Below are 13,308 nucleotides of genomic sequence, written 5' to 3'. Positions count from 1 at the left end.
AGGGATACGTCCGATGGTCCGGCGGTGCGGGTGGGGAGCGCTCCCGTCGGAAGCGCTCCCCACGGCAGGGTCGGTCAGCAGGTCGAGTTGGTCTGGGTCAGAAGGCCGAGCCGCCACGGGAGGAGGTTGTAGTCGCCGCCCGCGTTGGGATTCATGCCCTGGTAGAGGTACTGGAGCCGGCAGGAGGGGATGGTGAGCGTCTGGTCGTAGCCTGCGCGGATCATCTCGCCGTGGCTGATGTCCCGGGTCCAGGCGCCCGCAGGGAAGCTGACGTTGTTCGCCCGTGCGAAGGGGTTGCTCTCGGACGCGGCGAGCTGCGTCCAGGAGCCGGCGAGGCTGGTGGCGGTCCAGGAGCGGAAGTAGCGCCGCCCGTCGGAACCGATGGCCTCGACGAGGAGCAGGTACTGGTTGCTGCCTTGCACCTTGTACACGTTGCTCGCTTCGAACAACGCGTATGTGGAGTCCTGCAGTGCGATGACCGTGTTCGTGAAGCCGTTCGGGAACTGGCCGACGGTCGTCTGGGACCGGTACAGGTGTCCGTTGTCGTCGGAGGAGAACAGGTAGCAGTTGGCGCTGTCGCAGATCACCCACATGTCGACCCAGTAGCCGTTGCCGATGTTCTGCCGGATGATGTCGGGCATCGACGAGTAGAAGTTGCGCGGGGCGCTCCACCCGTTGGGGTTGCTGATGTCGGGGTTGGTGGAGTACGAGGCGTTGCCGGTCTGGTAGACGAGGTACCACAGGCGTTGCGGCGCGTTGTAGAAGACCTGCGGCGCGGCCCGGTAGCCGGCTCCGATGGCGGTGCGGTCCAGGTAGTGGTGGGTGGCTGAGCCGGCCTGGGACCAGTCGCTGAAGTTCAGGTAGACCAGGTTGTAGCCGGAGGAGCTCGCGGTACTGGCGAACACGTGGTACTTGCCGTTGTACTGGACGATCGTCGGGTCCTTGAGGCCGGCGATGTTGTGGGTCGAGTCCGGCTTGGGGGCGATCAGCGGGCCGCTGGAGCTCCACGAGTACCTGCTGGGCAGGGCGGCGGCGTCGGGGGCGCTGCGGGTGGTGGCGGGTGTGCCGCCCAGTGTCGTCAGCGCCGCGTTGTACGCCGGCTTCTTGTTGCCGTTGCGGTCGAACAGCAGCGGGTTCTCGCCGCTGCGCCAGGAGTCGCTGTCGCGGATGCCCCAGACCGTGATGCCGGTGCAGCGCGTGACGTTCATGCAGGCCCTGACCGTGTTCGCGTACGCGGTCGGTGACGCCTGCGCGATGTCCAGTTCGGTGATCTGAACGTCCACGCCGAGTGCGGCGAAGCTCGAGATCGTCGTCTGGAAGCTGCCGGGGGGACCGCCGGCGCCGAAGTGGGCCTGGAGGCCGACGCAGTCGATGGGCACGCCGCGTGCCTTGAAGTCGCGCACCATGCGGTAGACGCCCTGGGTCTTGGCCGCGTTCCAGTCCTCGATGTTGTAGTCGTTGTAGCAGAGCTTGGCTGCCGGGTCGGCCGTCCGGGCCGTGCGGAACGCCTGCTCCAGGAAGCCGTCGCCCAGCACGTCCCGGAAGACCGAGCTGCGCAGCTGGCCGCTGGAGCCGTCGGCGAAGGCCTCGTTGACCACGTCCCAGGAGTGGATCCGGCCCTTGTAGTGGTTCATCACGGTGGTGATGTGGTTGTTCATCACGCCGCGCAGGGTGTTCGCGTCCCTGATGGAGCTGACCCAGCCGGGCAGTTGGGAGTGCCACACCAGGGTGTGGCCACGCATGCGCTGACCGTGGGACGTCGCGCGGTTGACGATCTGGTCGCCAGGGCCGAAGTTGAACGAGCCGCGGGACGGCTCGGTCGTGTCCCACTTCATCTCGTTCTCGGGTGTGACCGAGTTGAACTCACGGTCCAGGATGCCGGTGTACGTACGGTCGCCGAGCCGGCCTGCGGCCACGGCGGTTCCGAAGTACCGTCCGGACTGGGCCGCCTGGGCGCCCAGGGTGGAGGCCCGAACGGCGTCGGGCGATTTGGGCGCGTCGGTCGGGTCGGGCGCACCGGTCGCGGTCCCGGGTGTCACCAGGACGGTCGCGGCCAGCAGGCCCAGGACCGAGGCTCGGCGACAGCCGAGCCGTTTCAGCGGGTTCATGGTTCTCCTCGTGGAGTGGGTGGGGGGTTGAGTGGCGCGTTCGGTGGACCTGTTCAGGGAGTGGTCAGCTCGAACCGTGCGACGCGCACCGAGCCGCCGAGCGCCTGGGTGGCGTGGTTGAAGAGGGCGAATCGGTAGCCCATGAAGAACCGCCAGTCGTTGCCCAGGGAGAAGGCGGGACCGAGGCGGGTGAAGGTGGTGCCGTCGGTGCTGTAGGAGAAGGTGCCGAGGCGTCCGGCGCCGGGGCGGATGTCCGCGCTCGCGCGCAGCCAGATGCGGCTGCCCGACACGGCCGCGCTCGCGACCTCGGTGCCGGTGCCGGTGGTGTTCCAGTTGGTGTCCATGGTCAGCCCGTTGACCATGACCACCCGCGTCCCGGCGCCGTCGCGCTTGACGCCGATCCAGGCGGAGGAGTCACGCAGCAGCGCGAGTCCGGCCCGGTCGCCGTCCCGCATCGCGGTGTGGTCGAGCTGGACCGTGGCGGTGGAGGCGGGGCCCTGGATGCGGTGCGTGAGGGTGTTGCGGGCCCAGTAGAGATCGTCGGTGACGGTCGCGGTCCGCAGGGTCAGGCCGTTGTTCACCGACCATTTGGTGTTGTCCGGGTTGTGGTTCCACTCCCATCTCGGCTTGAGGGCTGTGCCGTCGAAAGTGTCGACGCCGATCATGGGGGTGACCTCGCGGGGCGGAGGGGGCACGGCTGGGCTGGGATACGTCAGACCCCATGCGCCGTTGACGAGTTGGACGACGGGCCAGCCGTCCGACGTCCAGGTGATCGGTGCCAGGGCGGGCGCCCGGCCGCCGGGGTAGGCGTCGACGAAGGCCAGGTAGTACCAGGCGCCGTTCTGCGTCTGTACCAGTCCGCCCTGGTGGGGGACGCCGCCGCCGGGTATCGGTCCGCGCAGGTCCAGCAGGACCTGACGCATCGTGTACGGACCGAAGGGGCCGCTCGACGACTTCAGGATGTACTGGCCGTTGGCCGGGCGGGTCAGGAAGATGTAGTACTGCCCGTTGATCCTGTAGAAGCGGGAGCCCTCCAGCGTGCCGACACTCGACGGAGTGGTGAACACCTGCTGTGTGCGGACCTGGGTACGGCCGTCCGGCGAGAGCTGGGCCACGCTGATGGTGCTGTTGCCGTACGCCACGTACAGGGTGTCGTCGTTGTCCACGAGCAGCCCGGCGTCGTAGTAGGGGGTGCTGATCGTCGTGAGCCTGCTCCACGGCCCCTCGGCAGCGGTGGCGGTGTAGACGTACGTCCGGGCGAAGTCGATCTGGCCGAGCCAGTAGAAGGTCCGATTGCTCGGTCGGTAGGCCAGCGACGATGCCCAGATGCCCCGGACGTAGCCACGGGCGCCGTTCAGGTCGTACTTGGCGCCGAAGTCGAGGACAGGCACCGAGTGGCCGGCGATCTCCCAGTCGACCAGGTCGTACGAGCGCAGGACGGGTGCGCCCGGCGAGTAGTGCATCGTCGAGGCCGAGGCGTAGTACGTGTCACCGACGCGGATGACGTCGATGTCCGCGAAGTCCTGCCAGATCACCGGGTTCGTGAAGTCCGCCGCGGTTGCGAGGGCCGGCCCTTGGGCGGAAGCGGTGCCGGGGGCCGCTGTCGGAGGAAGCAGGGCGCCGGCGGCCAGGCCGGTGGCGGCCGTCAGTGCGCGCCTACGGGACAAAGGTTGATAGGTCCATGACATCTGCACGATGGCGCTCTCCTTCTGTGGCCCAGCCGTTGGCGGTTGGAGTTGTCCGGAGGTGCCCTGCTGGTTCGCGTGGAGCGGCTGCTCTGTATACGAGATGTCGAACGCGGATCGGCTTGTCGAGCAATTTGGATGATAGGGGGCCGGTGGGTCGCGTCAATACCTCTCGCATGAATCGTCTGATGCTTCGAAACATTCGAAGATATTTGATCCCATGTTGCCGCGGGCCAGTTGCCCGGATGGTGTAGATACGCCGCCTTCCGCGAGCGTGTATGGCCGGATCATGGAGGCAGTGCGGTGATGGGTGTTGACATGTCCGATGGCCTCCCTAGTATCCGTGGGGCCTTGGTTTCCGAATGGCTAACGAAATTTCGAACCGCTCATCTCTCTTCCGTCCAGTGTCATGGACGTGACATCGATCTTCGTGTCACCCGCCCATGGCACCGTTCAGCGAAAGGAGTCCCTGGTGTCCAGACGGTCAGGCGGACGACTGCTCCGCCTCCTCGCGACCATCGTGCTGACGGTCACCGCGTCCGTGACGGCTTCCGCCCACTCCACTGCTTCGGCCGCGCCCGGCAGCCCGGCGCTCACTCCACCGTTGGGCTGGAACAGCTGGAACAGCTTCGGGTGCGGGGTCACGGAGGCACAGGTCCGCCAGGCCGCCGACGCGATGGTGTCCTCGGGGATGCGGGACGCCGGATACCGGTACGTGGTGGTCGACGACTGCTGGTTCGACCCGCAGCGTGACGCGGCGGGCAACCTGCGGGCCAACCCGACCAAGTTCCCTGGTGGGATGAAGGCGCTGGGGGACTACATCCACGGCAAGGGCCTGAAGTTCGGCATCTACCAGGTGCCCGGCGAACGCACCTGCGCGCAGACCAGCGGCGCCTATCCCGGGTCGACGGGCAGCAGAGGCCATGAGGCCCAGGACGCCGCCACGTTCGCCGCGTGGGGCGTCGACTACCTCAAGTACGACTGGTGTTCCTCCAGCGGCACTCGTGACGAGCAGGTCGCGCGGTTCACGCTGATGCGCGACGCCCTGCGCGCCACGGGGCGGCCGATCGTCTACAGCATCAACCCCAACAGCTTCCACGCCATCACCGGCGCCACGTACAACTGGGGCGAGGTCGCCGACCTGTGGCGGACGACCGAGGATCTGCTCGACATCTGGCAGAACGGCAACACCAACAGCTATCCGATGGGCGTCGGCAACGTCCTGGACGTCACCGCGCCACTGGCGGCGCAGTCGGGTCCAGGGCACTGGAACGACCCGGACATGCTGGTCGTGGGTCGTCCCGGCCTGTCACTGACCGAGTCCCGCTCGCACTTCGCCCTGTGGGCGCTGCTGGCTGCCCCGCTCATGGCCGGCAACGACATCCGCACCATGTCCGCCGACGTGAGCGCGATCCTGCGCAACCCGCGTCTGCTGGCGGTGAACCAGGATCAGTCGGGCGCGGGCGGGCGCAGGGTGCGCGACGACGGCAGCACCGAGGTGTTCGCCAAGCCGCTGTCCGACGGCTCGGTAGCGGTGGGCCTGTTCAACCGGGGAGGCAGCACCGCGGCGGTCAGTGCGACAGCAGCTCAAGTCGGCCTGTCCGGCGGGCCGTTCACCCTCACCGATCTGTGGACCGGCGGCACGTCGAGTACGGCGGGCCAGATCTCGGCGAGCGTCCCCGCGCACGGCGTGGCCGTGTTCCGCGTGAGCGGTGGCAGCCCGCTGACCGCCACCGTGTCGCGGCTGCGTGGCAACGGGTCCGGCCGCTGTGTGGACGTGGACAACGCCTCCACCGCCGCCGGGGCGACAGTACTGCTCTGGGACTGTCATACGGCCGCCAACCAGCTGTGGACCACGTGGGCCGGCGGAGAGATCCGCGTCTTCGGCGACAAGTGCCTGGACGCCTACAACCAGGGCACCACCGACGGCGCCCGTGTCATCACCTGGCCCTGCAACGGCCAGGACAACCAGAAGTGGTCCGCCGGTTCCGACGGGTCGATCCGCAACGTCCACGCCGGGCTGTGCCTCGACGTCGACCGGGCCGGCACCGCGAACGGGACCCCGCTGGTGCTGTGGACCTGCAACGGCCAGGCCAACCAGAAGTGGACCCGCGTGTGAGCAACCGCGGCTTCAGAAGGGGAGTTTCACGATGACGAGGACAAGATCCCTCTTATGGTCCGCCGTGGTCGCGGTGGTGGTCGTCCTGAGCATGGGAGGCATGGCACTGGGCCGCGGCCAGGGCGAGAACACCCCGCGCACGGTCTCCGCCACGACGGCCGCATCCGCCGGCGCCGCTGCCCCGACCGCAGGGTGCGGCAAGGCTCCCGCCCTGACGAGCGGAACGCACACGATCCAGAGCGGCGGCAAGAACCGGAACTTCATCCTGCGCGTCCCCGACGGCTACGACCGCAACCGCGCCTACCGGCTGGTCTTCGGGTTCCACTGGCTGGGCGGCACCTCCACCGACGTCGCCACCGGCCGCACCGTGGAAACGGGCACCTGGGCCTATTACGGGCTCCAGCGACTGGCGAACAACAGCACCGTCTTCGTCGCACCCCAAGGCCTCGACAACGGCTGGGCCAATGCCGGCGGGGAGGACGTCACCTTCGTCGACGACATGATCAGGCGCCTCGAGACGGATCTGTGTGTCGACACGACACAGCGCTTCGCCCTGGGATTCAGCTACGGAGCCGCCATGTCGTACGCCCTGGCCTGTTCCCGCGCGACGGTCTTCCGCGCGGTCGCGGTCCAGAGCGGCGGGCAGCTGAGCGGATGCAGCGGTGGTACCCAGCCCATCGCCTACCTCGGGGTGCACGGCCTCAGGGACAACGTCCTCGGCATCTCCGGCGGACGGGCGTTGCGGGACAGGTTCGTCAGGAACAACGGCTGCGCCGCCCAGAACCCGCCGGAACCGGCGCAGGGCAGCCTGACGCACCGGGTCACCGCCTATTCGGGTTGCTCGGCCGGGCATCCGGTCGCCTGGGCCGCGTTCGACGAAGGACACATCGCCGCTCCGCAGGACGGGGCCGCGGGTGACAGCGGATCCAGGACCTGGGTGCCGCAGGAGGTCTGGAAGTTCTTCACGCAGTTCCAGACCTCCAACCCGTCCCCGGGCCGGCGGCCTGCCGGGTCACCAGCAGCGTCGGTGCCTGGAGCACCGGCCTGACGTCGAACATGACAGCGACTGCGCCGGAGTGACGGACGGTTCGCCGGCGCCCAATGCGGCCGGAGCCGTGGTCAGGAGGTGTCGGCGGTGCTGCGGGGCTTGCTGCATTCTCATCGCTCATCCGTTCTGGAAGATCGAGCCGTTGCCCCTTCCAGTGGTCACCGCCCGGCAAGAGGTTGCCGTGTTTCACAGAAATGGCACAGAAAGAGGCCGCTGTCCTCTGCGACGACGTTCGTCCACGCCGGTCGGCCCCCTCCCCTACTGCGGCGGAGCCGGCCCGTGTTGGTGCAGCCACGTCAGCTGGACCGCGGTGTTGCGGCTGAAGCCGCGGCCGTCGTCGGTGAGGGGCACCCCTGCCTGGGACGGGGCCGGAACACCGCGCAACGCCATGCTCGCGCGGACCGCTGGCAGGACATGGTCGCCGGCCGCCGAAACCGGACCAGCGCATCGACGACCACCGGCCCTAGCCCGCCCAGCTCAAAGCAGTCCTCACCGTCTGCCCCGAGCCGAACATCGCCCACCAACTGGTTCGTGACTTCGGCGAGCTGCTCACCACCCGCACCGGCGGACCTTGGCAGACGTGGATCACCGGTGCCCGCACCTCGGAACGCGAGATCCACTCTCTGAAACGGCGGGCAGCCAAGGCCACGCGGCCGGTCCCCGAGCCCTCTCGTGCCCGTTCGCATGGTGCGCGAACACATACGCTCGATGCCTCGGCCTACGGCATTGCCTGGGGGCGAGCCCGTGAGGCGGCTTGCCGAAACAAGGAACCATGCCGACCGGCTGATTGAGGAGTCCATGCAGCGGTGGGAGACACCGGCAGTAACGGCGCGTTTTCGGGTTACTGCTTGATTGCGCACCGCGAAGGGTGCCTGATGGGCATCTGCCCTGGTCAGGCACCCTTCATTCGGCTCCTAGAAGAAGCCCGGCTTCTTCGGCGAGTACGACACCAGCAGGTTCTTCGTCTGCTGGTGGTACACGCCTGACCTCGCTCCTGACCTGCGACAAAGAGGGGAAACGTCGAGGGCCAGGCTGAGTCGGTCCGCACCTGGTCCGGATCTTGATGAGTGGTGCGTGATGCTGGCGAGCGGGCCGCGGTACCACATGGCACTGGTTGTAGAGACCGTCCAGCGGTGTCCTTCTGATCGAGGGCGGGGGCGTATTGCCAGGTCGGGCCTCATGGTCCGGGAGAGTCCGCACAGTCGGTGAGACGTGCGTGCGAGCGCGCGCGACGGCCGAGACGAAGAAGCCCCGCAGGCATGCTTCGGTTCTAGTGGTTGTTGCAACACCCCAGTTCAAGGGGTGCGATGGACTTCAAGGTCCGCAAGGCTCAGGGGCCTGTGAAGCTCCGGGCCGAGCGGGAGGAATACTTCCGGCTCGTGCAGATGGGGCTGACCAATCGAGAGGCGAGCCGGAGAGCCGTTTCGTCCCTGATGAGGTGTGGACCGGTCCGCGGAATGCCGCCGTCGTCCGTTACTTGTCGACCAGCGACATGTGGTGCTCGTTGTAACGGTCTCCCTGTACCCCGACCCGGCCGGCGAGTTCGTTGAGGTCCGCCAGTTCGTCGGGGGACAACGGCAGCCTGGTGGCGCCGGAGTTCTCGTCGATTCGCGCGATGTGTCGTGTGCCCGGAATCGGAACGATCCACGGATGCTGTGCGAGCAGCCAGGCGAGTGCGACCTGCCCGGGTGTGGCGCTCTTGGTTTGCGCGAGGGTGGTGATGTGTTCGACGAGAGCCTGGTTCGCCGCCCGGTTCTCGGCCGTGAATCGTGGAATGTTCGTGCGGACGTCACCGGTCACGAACGAGGTCGACGCGTCCACCATGCCGGTCAGGAATCCCTTGCCGAGCGGGCTGAAGGGCACGAATCCGATCCCGAGCGCCGCGCACGTCGGCAGGACCTCCGGCTCGGGATCCCGCGTCCACAGCGAGTACTCGCTCTGCACCGCCGTCAAGGGGTGGACAGAGTGGGCACGGCGGATCGTCTCCGCACTGGCCTCCGAGAGTCCGAAGCAGCGCACCTTGCCCTCCTGCACGAGCTCACCCACCGTGCCGGCGACCTCCTCGATGGGCACCTCCGGGTCGACGCGGTGCTGATAGAACAGGTCGAGCCTCTCGACTCCGAGCCGTTTCAGGGAGGCCGCGGCGACGGCACGGATCTGCTCGGGCCGGCTGTTGAGTCCGGCGGGGGCGCCGTTCTCGATGCGGAATCCGAACTTGGTGGCGATCACGACCTGGTCACGCACCGGAGCGAGGGCCTCGCCGACAAGCTCCTCGTTGACGTAAGGGCCGTACACCTCCGCGGTGTCGAAGAAGGTGATTCCGCGGTCGACGGCGCCACGGAGTACGGCGATCATGTCGCTCCGGTCACCGGGGTTCGGCCCGTAGCTCTGGGACATGCCCATGGCACCGAGGCCGATGGCGGAGACCCGCAGGTCGCGCCCGAGCGTTCGCGTGTGCATTGTTTCTCCTTGTCGAGGCTGGCACCGGCCGGCCGATGTCGAGTGCAGGACGGCCGCAGAGTTCCGCGTCGTTCCAGCGGCCCACGGTGCCCGGAGCGTGCGGTCGGTTTCCGGTGTCTTCTGTTCGCAACGGTGAATGAGCAAGGCCGGTGGCGGAGGCGCACTCGGTGTTCAGGGCTTCCAGGTGAGCGAAGTGGTGCCTGGTGTGCCGGGCTACCACGCTTCGTTGTCGAACGCGAGGACGATTCGTTCGCGCAGGCCGCCCTGCTCGAGCCGGGCATGGGCCGCCACCGCGTCGTCCGCGTCGAAGGACATTGCGGCGCGCAGTGTGATGGCGCCGTCTTCGACCTGGTCGCGCAGACGTACGATCGCGTCCCGGTCCGTCCGTCGTTCTCGCACGTTGAGATGCTTGACCTTGATTCCGCGCCCTGGATCGCCGTCCCAAGAGCGCAGGATGCCGATCTGGCCGCCGTCGCGCACGGCGGGAGCGATCTGCTCGTGCAGCAAGGCGGCATCAGCCACCGCGTCCACCGGAGTACCGAGCTCGTCGAGTACCCGGAGGGCGATGCCGGGGCCGCGCGGTATGAACGCGTGCGCGCCGAGTGAGCCCAGGAGGTCGGCATCTTCCTCTGCCGCGACGGCCACGACGCGAAGGCCCGCCGCGGCACCGAGTTCCACGAGGTATCCGCCGACCGATCCCGCAGCGCCTGTCACCAAGAGCGTGGCGCCTTCTGGCAGCCGAAATGCGTCGAGCACGTTGTGAGCGGTGAGCGCATTGTTGAGGAAACCGGCCGCCTCGGCGGCGGAGGCATTCGAGGGAGCGATGGCCACGGACCGCGCGGGTAGGGCGAGATATTCGCTGTAGCCGCCGTGGCTTCCGGCGTTGTCGACGAATCCCACGACGTGTGCGCCCGGCACCAGGCCCCAGCGAGGGTCGACATCGCTGCCCACCTCTTCGACGGTACCTGTGACCTCCATCCCGGGGACGAAGGGCGGCGTGAGGCCCTTGTACATCTGCTCCAGCCGTCCGGACCTGACCATTGCGTCCACGGGATTAACTCCGGCGGCGTGAACACGGAGCCGCACCTCCTCGGCTCCAGGGTGCGAGTCGGGGAGTTCGAAAGATCGCAGCACTTCCGGTCCGCCGAACTCGCGCAGTCCAATGACTTTCATCCGGCCGTTTCCTAACTTCTCGCGATGTGATGTGGCGAGGCTCAATTGATTTCTCGCGCAGAGCCATCAGTTATCGTACCCAGGCACTCGATCCTGAAGGGGGGAAGGATTTTTCCCAGGATGAATCCTTCCCCTGCGCAGGGGTGGGGCGACCGTGCAAGCTCTATCTGCCCAGCAACATCTTCCTTGGCAGGAATTCTCGCGTCCGGACGACTGTGCATGCATCGATCCGGTGACTAATAGGTCCCGGCAAAAAAGATCCGTGGCCGCAATGCTCGCCTACGGTCATACGTCGCTACGTCCGCGTCCGAACCGCTCGCAAAGGCCACCGTCGTATGGGGGCGTCCGCGTACAGGAGAGTCGCGAGGCCGAGGACGATGTCCTGCACTGAGCATCTCCGCCCCCGCTCTGGAGCGGGCGGGCGAGCAGGGTGCCTAAAGCGTCGGCGGCCTGGGTGCCGCCGACCCGCCTGCCCGGTTCGGACACGCCGCTGGCGGTGCCGGCGCAGAAGCGTGCCGCTTTCCAACACCACAGCCGTGGTCGGGGCATGACCAGCGAGCCGGCCGCTGGGGCAACCGTTGGCCGCCCCCTGCAAGGGAGAGCTTGATCAGGGGGTGCTTGCGGGCCGCTCGGCGATGATGCGGGCACCCCGTGCCCTTCGCCCGGCGTCTCGACCTCCAGGTGAGGACGGGGTTGGTGGTGAAGGGGCGTTTGGGGCGCGGGATCGCGGCAAGGTGCGAAGCTGTGGGTGTGCGACGCGATCCGAGCCTGGAGGAACTGGGCGTCTTCCTCAAGGCGCGCCGTGCCCAGCTGAGTCCCCACAAGGCCGGGCTGCCCGACAACGGTGAGCCCCGGCGTGTTCCCGGCCTGCGGCGTGAGGAAGTCGCTCAGATGGCCGCGATCAGCACCGACTACTACACCCGGCTCGAGCAGGGACGTGTCCAGGCGTCGGCTGCCGTACTCGACGTGCTCGCACAGGTGCTCCGCCTCGACGGCGATCAGCGCGAGTACCTCCTGACCCTCGCAGGGAAGACGACCTCGCCCCCTGTCAGCCGGACCGTTCGCCAACGAGTCCGGCCGCAGATGCAACACCTGCTCGACGACCTCTCCCTGACCGCGGGCTTCGTCATCGGGCGCAACACGGACCTGCTGGCGTGGAACGCCATGGCCGCCGCCCTGGTGATGGACTTCGGACATGTCCCGGAGGAACAGCGGAACTACGTGCGCCTGGTGTTCACCGAGCCCGCCATCCGCGTGCTCTACCGGGACTGGGAGGACATGGCTCGCCTGGCCCTGTCCCATCTGCGCATGGACAGCAGGCGGAACCCTGATGACCCTCGACTGACTGCCCTCGTCGAGGAGCTTTCCACGCTGGATGCGCATTTCCGCCTGTGGTGGACGTCGCACGATGTCGCCGTGCGGGCCGGCGGTACGAGGCTGCTCCGGCATCCCGTCGTCGGCGACCTGGCCCTCGAGCGGTCTACCTTCATGTGCGCCGAAGATCCCGAGCAGCAGCTCGTCGTGTGGACCGCGGAGCCAGGAAGCCCCGCTCACGAGGCTCTGCGCTCTCTGGCGTCCACGATCGAGAGGGAGTCTGAGGGAGTGGACAGCGCCGTGTGACGCCTTCGCCGAGCAGGCACATCGGACCTGGGCCCTGGAGACCAGGTTCGCCGCCGGACCGGCGGCGCAGGCTTCATCACCGCGTCGGCACGTGGCTCGCCGTGGTTCATCACGAGGCGCTCTGGAAGACACGCTTGGCGTTTGCCGTCGTGAGCGACCGCCACGTGGCGCCCTTCGCCGGCGGCTCGGCGGCGTCGATCGCCGCGATGTGCGCGTCGGCCAGCGGGGACGGCGTCCAGCAGTAGTCACTGCCGAAGAGCACGCGGTCCGGGTCGACGAGCTTCAACAGCGCCGGCACGTGGCGTGGGAAAGCGGTGCCCGCCATGTCGTAGTACAGACCGCGCAGTTGCTGTACCGCGTCCAACCGGGGCGGCTGCTGCGACTGCAGGAACAGGCTCATGAACTCGTTGATGCGATCAGCGAGGACGGGCACCGCACCGCCGCAGTGCGGGACGATCACTTTGATGTTCGGGTGACGTGTCAGGACGCCCGCCATCACCATGTCGGTGACGGTACGGGCCGTGTCGAAGATGTACTCGACCATCGGCCGCGGTCTGCCGAGTGCGGACTGTTCCCAGCACACCGGTGAGGTGGGGTGCAGGAAGACGACGGCCTGGCGGCGGTCGAGTTCGGCGAAGACCGGCTCCAGGCGCTGGTCGCCCAAATACACCCCGTGCGTGTGGGTCAGCAGGGCCACGCCGTCGGCGTCGAGTCCGTCGAAGGCGAAGGCGATCTCCTCCAAGGATCCGTCCACGTCGGGAAGGGGCAGCGAGGCGAAGGTGCCGAAGCGACCCGGGTGGCCCCGGGCCAGTTCGGCGGTGTACTCGTTGACGCGGCGTGCGAGGAGGCGGGCCGCCTTGTCGTCGCCGAAGTGCACGCCGGGTGAGGACATGGACAGCATCGCGGTCTCGATGCCGTTGCGGTCCATCAGGTCCAGGTGGGCTTGCACGGACCATGACGGCCAGCCGCCCATGCCGTCGGGGTGGCCGTGGCCGGCTGCCGTCGCCTGCTGGACGTAGAAGTCGGGGAGGAGATGGGCGTGGACGTCGATGAGGCCGGTGGACATGACGGGAGGTCCCTTCTGGTGTGTGGTGT

The 13,308-nt window shown here is 67.8% G+C and carries 8 protein-coding genes; 3 read left to right on the top strand and 5 right to left on the bottom strand.

Annotated features, from left to right (window positions below):
* Nucleotides 1-74: 74 nt before the first annotated feature.
* Nucleotides 75-2,108: a non-reducing end alpha-L-arabinofuranosidase family hydrolase gene (locus OG562_RS03740; protein WP_266393565.1), complete on the bottom strand. Its 2,034-nt coding sequence runs from the start codon at nucleotides 2,106-2,108 to the stop codon at nucleotides 75-77.
* A 53-nt stretch (nucleotides 2,109-2,161) separates the two neighbouring features.
* Complete coding sequence (locus OG562_RS03735) at nucleotides 2,162-3,796, bottom strand: glycoside hydrolase 43 family protein (protein ID WP_266408994.1); 1,635 nt, start codon at nucleotides 3,794-3,796, stop codon at nucleotides 2,162-2,164.
* A gap of 469 nt (nucleotides 3,797-4,265) precedes the next feature.
* Here OG562_RS03735 and OG562_RS03730 point away from each other — a divergent pair, with 469 nt between their 5' ends.
* Both OG562_RS03730 and OG562_RS03725 read left to right on the top strand, forming a co-directional pair.
* Nucleotides 4,266-5,912 (top strand): ricin-type beta-trefoil lectin domain protein, encoded by a 1,647-nt coding sequence (locus OG562_RS03730; protein WP_266393563.1) that lies wholly within the window; start codon nucleotides 4,266-4,268, stop codon nucleotides 5,910-5,912.
* A gap of 31 nt (nucleotides 5,913-5,943) precedes the next feature.
* Nucleotides 5,944-6,960, top strand: a complete 1,017-nt coding sequence (locus OG562_RS03725; RefSeq protein ID WP_266393561.1) for a PHB depolymerase family esterase — start codon at nucleotides 5,944-5,946, stop codon at nucleotides 6,958-6,960.
* A gap of 1,473 nt (nucleotides 6,961-8,433) precedes the next feature.
* Here the strand turns inward: OG562_RS03725 and OG562_RS03720 are convergent.
* Both OG562_RS03720 and OG562_RS03715 read right to left on the bottom strand, forming a co-directional pair.
* Nucleotides 8,434-9,420 carry an aldo/keto reductase gene (locus OG562_RS03720; protein WP_266393559.1) on the bottom strand — a complete coding sequence of 329 codons (987 nt, stop codon included), beginning with the start codon at nucleotides 9,418-9,420 and terminating at the stop codon, nucleotides 8,434-8,436.
* A gap of 213 nt (nucleotides 9,421-9,633) precedes the next feature.
* Entirely contained in the window at nucleotides 9,634-10,593 is a 960-nt protein-coding gene (locus OG562_RS03715; protein WP_266393556.1) for an NADP-dependent oxidoreductase, read from the bottom strand.
* Between the two features lie 750 nt (nucleotides 10,594-11,343).
* Between OG562_RS03715 and OG562_RS03710 the strand changes: the two genes are divergently transcribed.
* On the top strand, nucleotides 11,344-12,213 hold the full coding sequence (locus tag OG562_RS03710) for a helix-turn-helix domain-containing protein (RefSeq protein WP_266393554.1): 870 nt from the start codon (nucleotides 11,344-11,346) through the stop codon (nucleotides 12,211-12,213).
* Nucleotides 12,214-12,322: 109 nt separating this feature from the next.
* Here OG562_RS03710 and OG562_RS03705 read toward each other — a convergent pair whose 3' ends face one another.
* Nucleotides 12,323-13,279, bottom strand: a complete 957-nt coding sequence (locus tag OG562_RS03705; RefSeq protein WP_266393552.1) for an amidohydrolase family protein — start codon at nucleotides 13,277-13,279, stop codon at nucleotides 12,323-12,325.
* Nucleotides 13,280-13,308 lie beyond the last annotated feature (29 nt).

It is taken from the genome of Streptomyces sp. NBC_01275 (genome assembly GCF_026340655.1).
GTDB lineage: Bacteria > Actinomycetota > Actinomycetes > Streptomycetales > Streptomycetaceae > Streptomyces.
The sequence above is the reverse complement of the archived record's forward strand: the minus strand, read 5'-3'. Positions and strand labels throughout refer to the sequence as shown.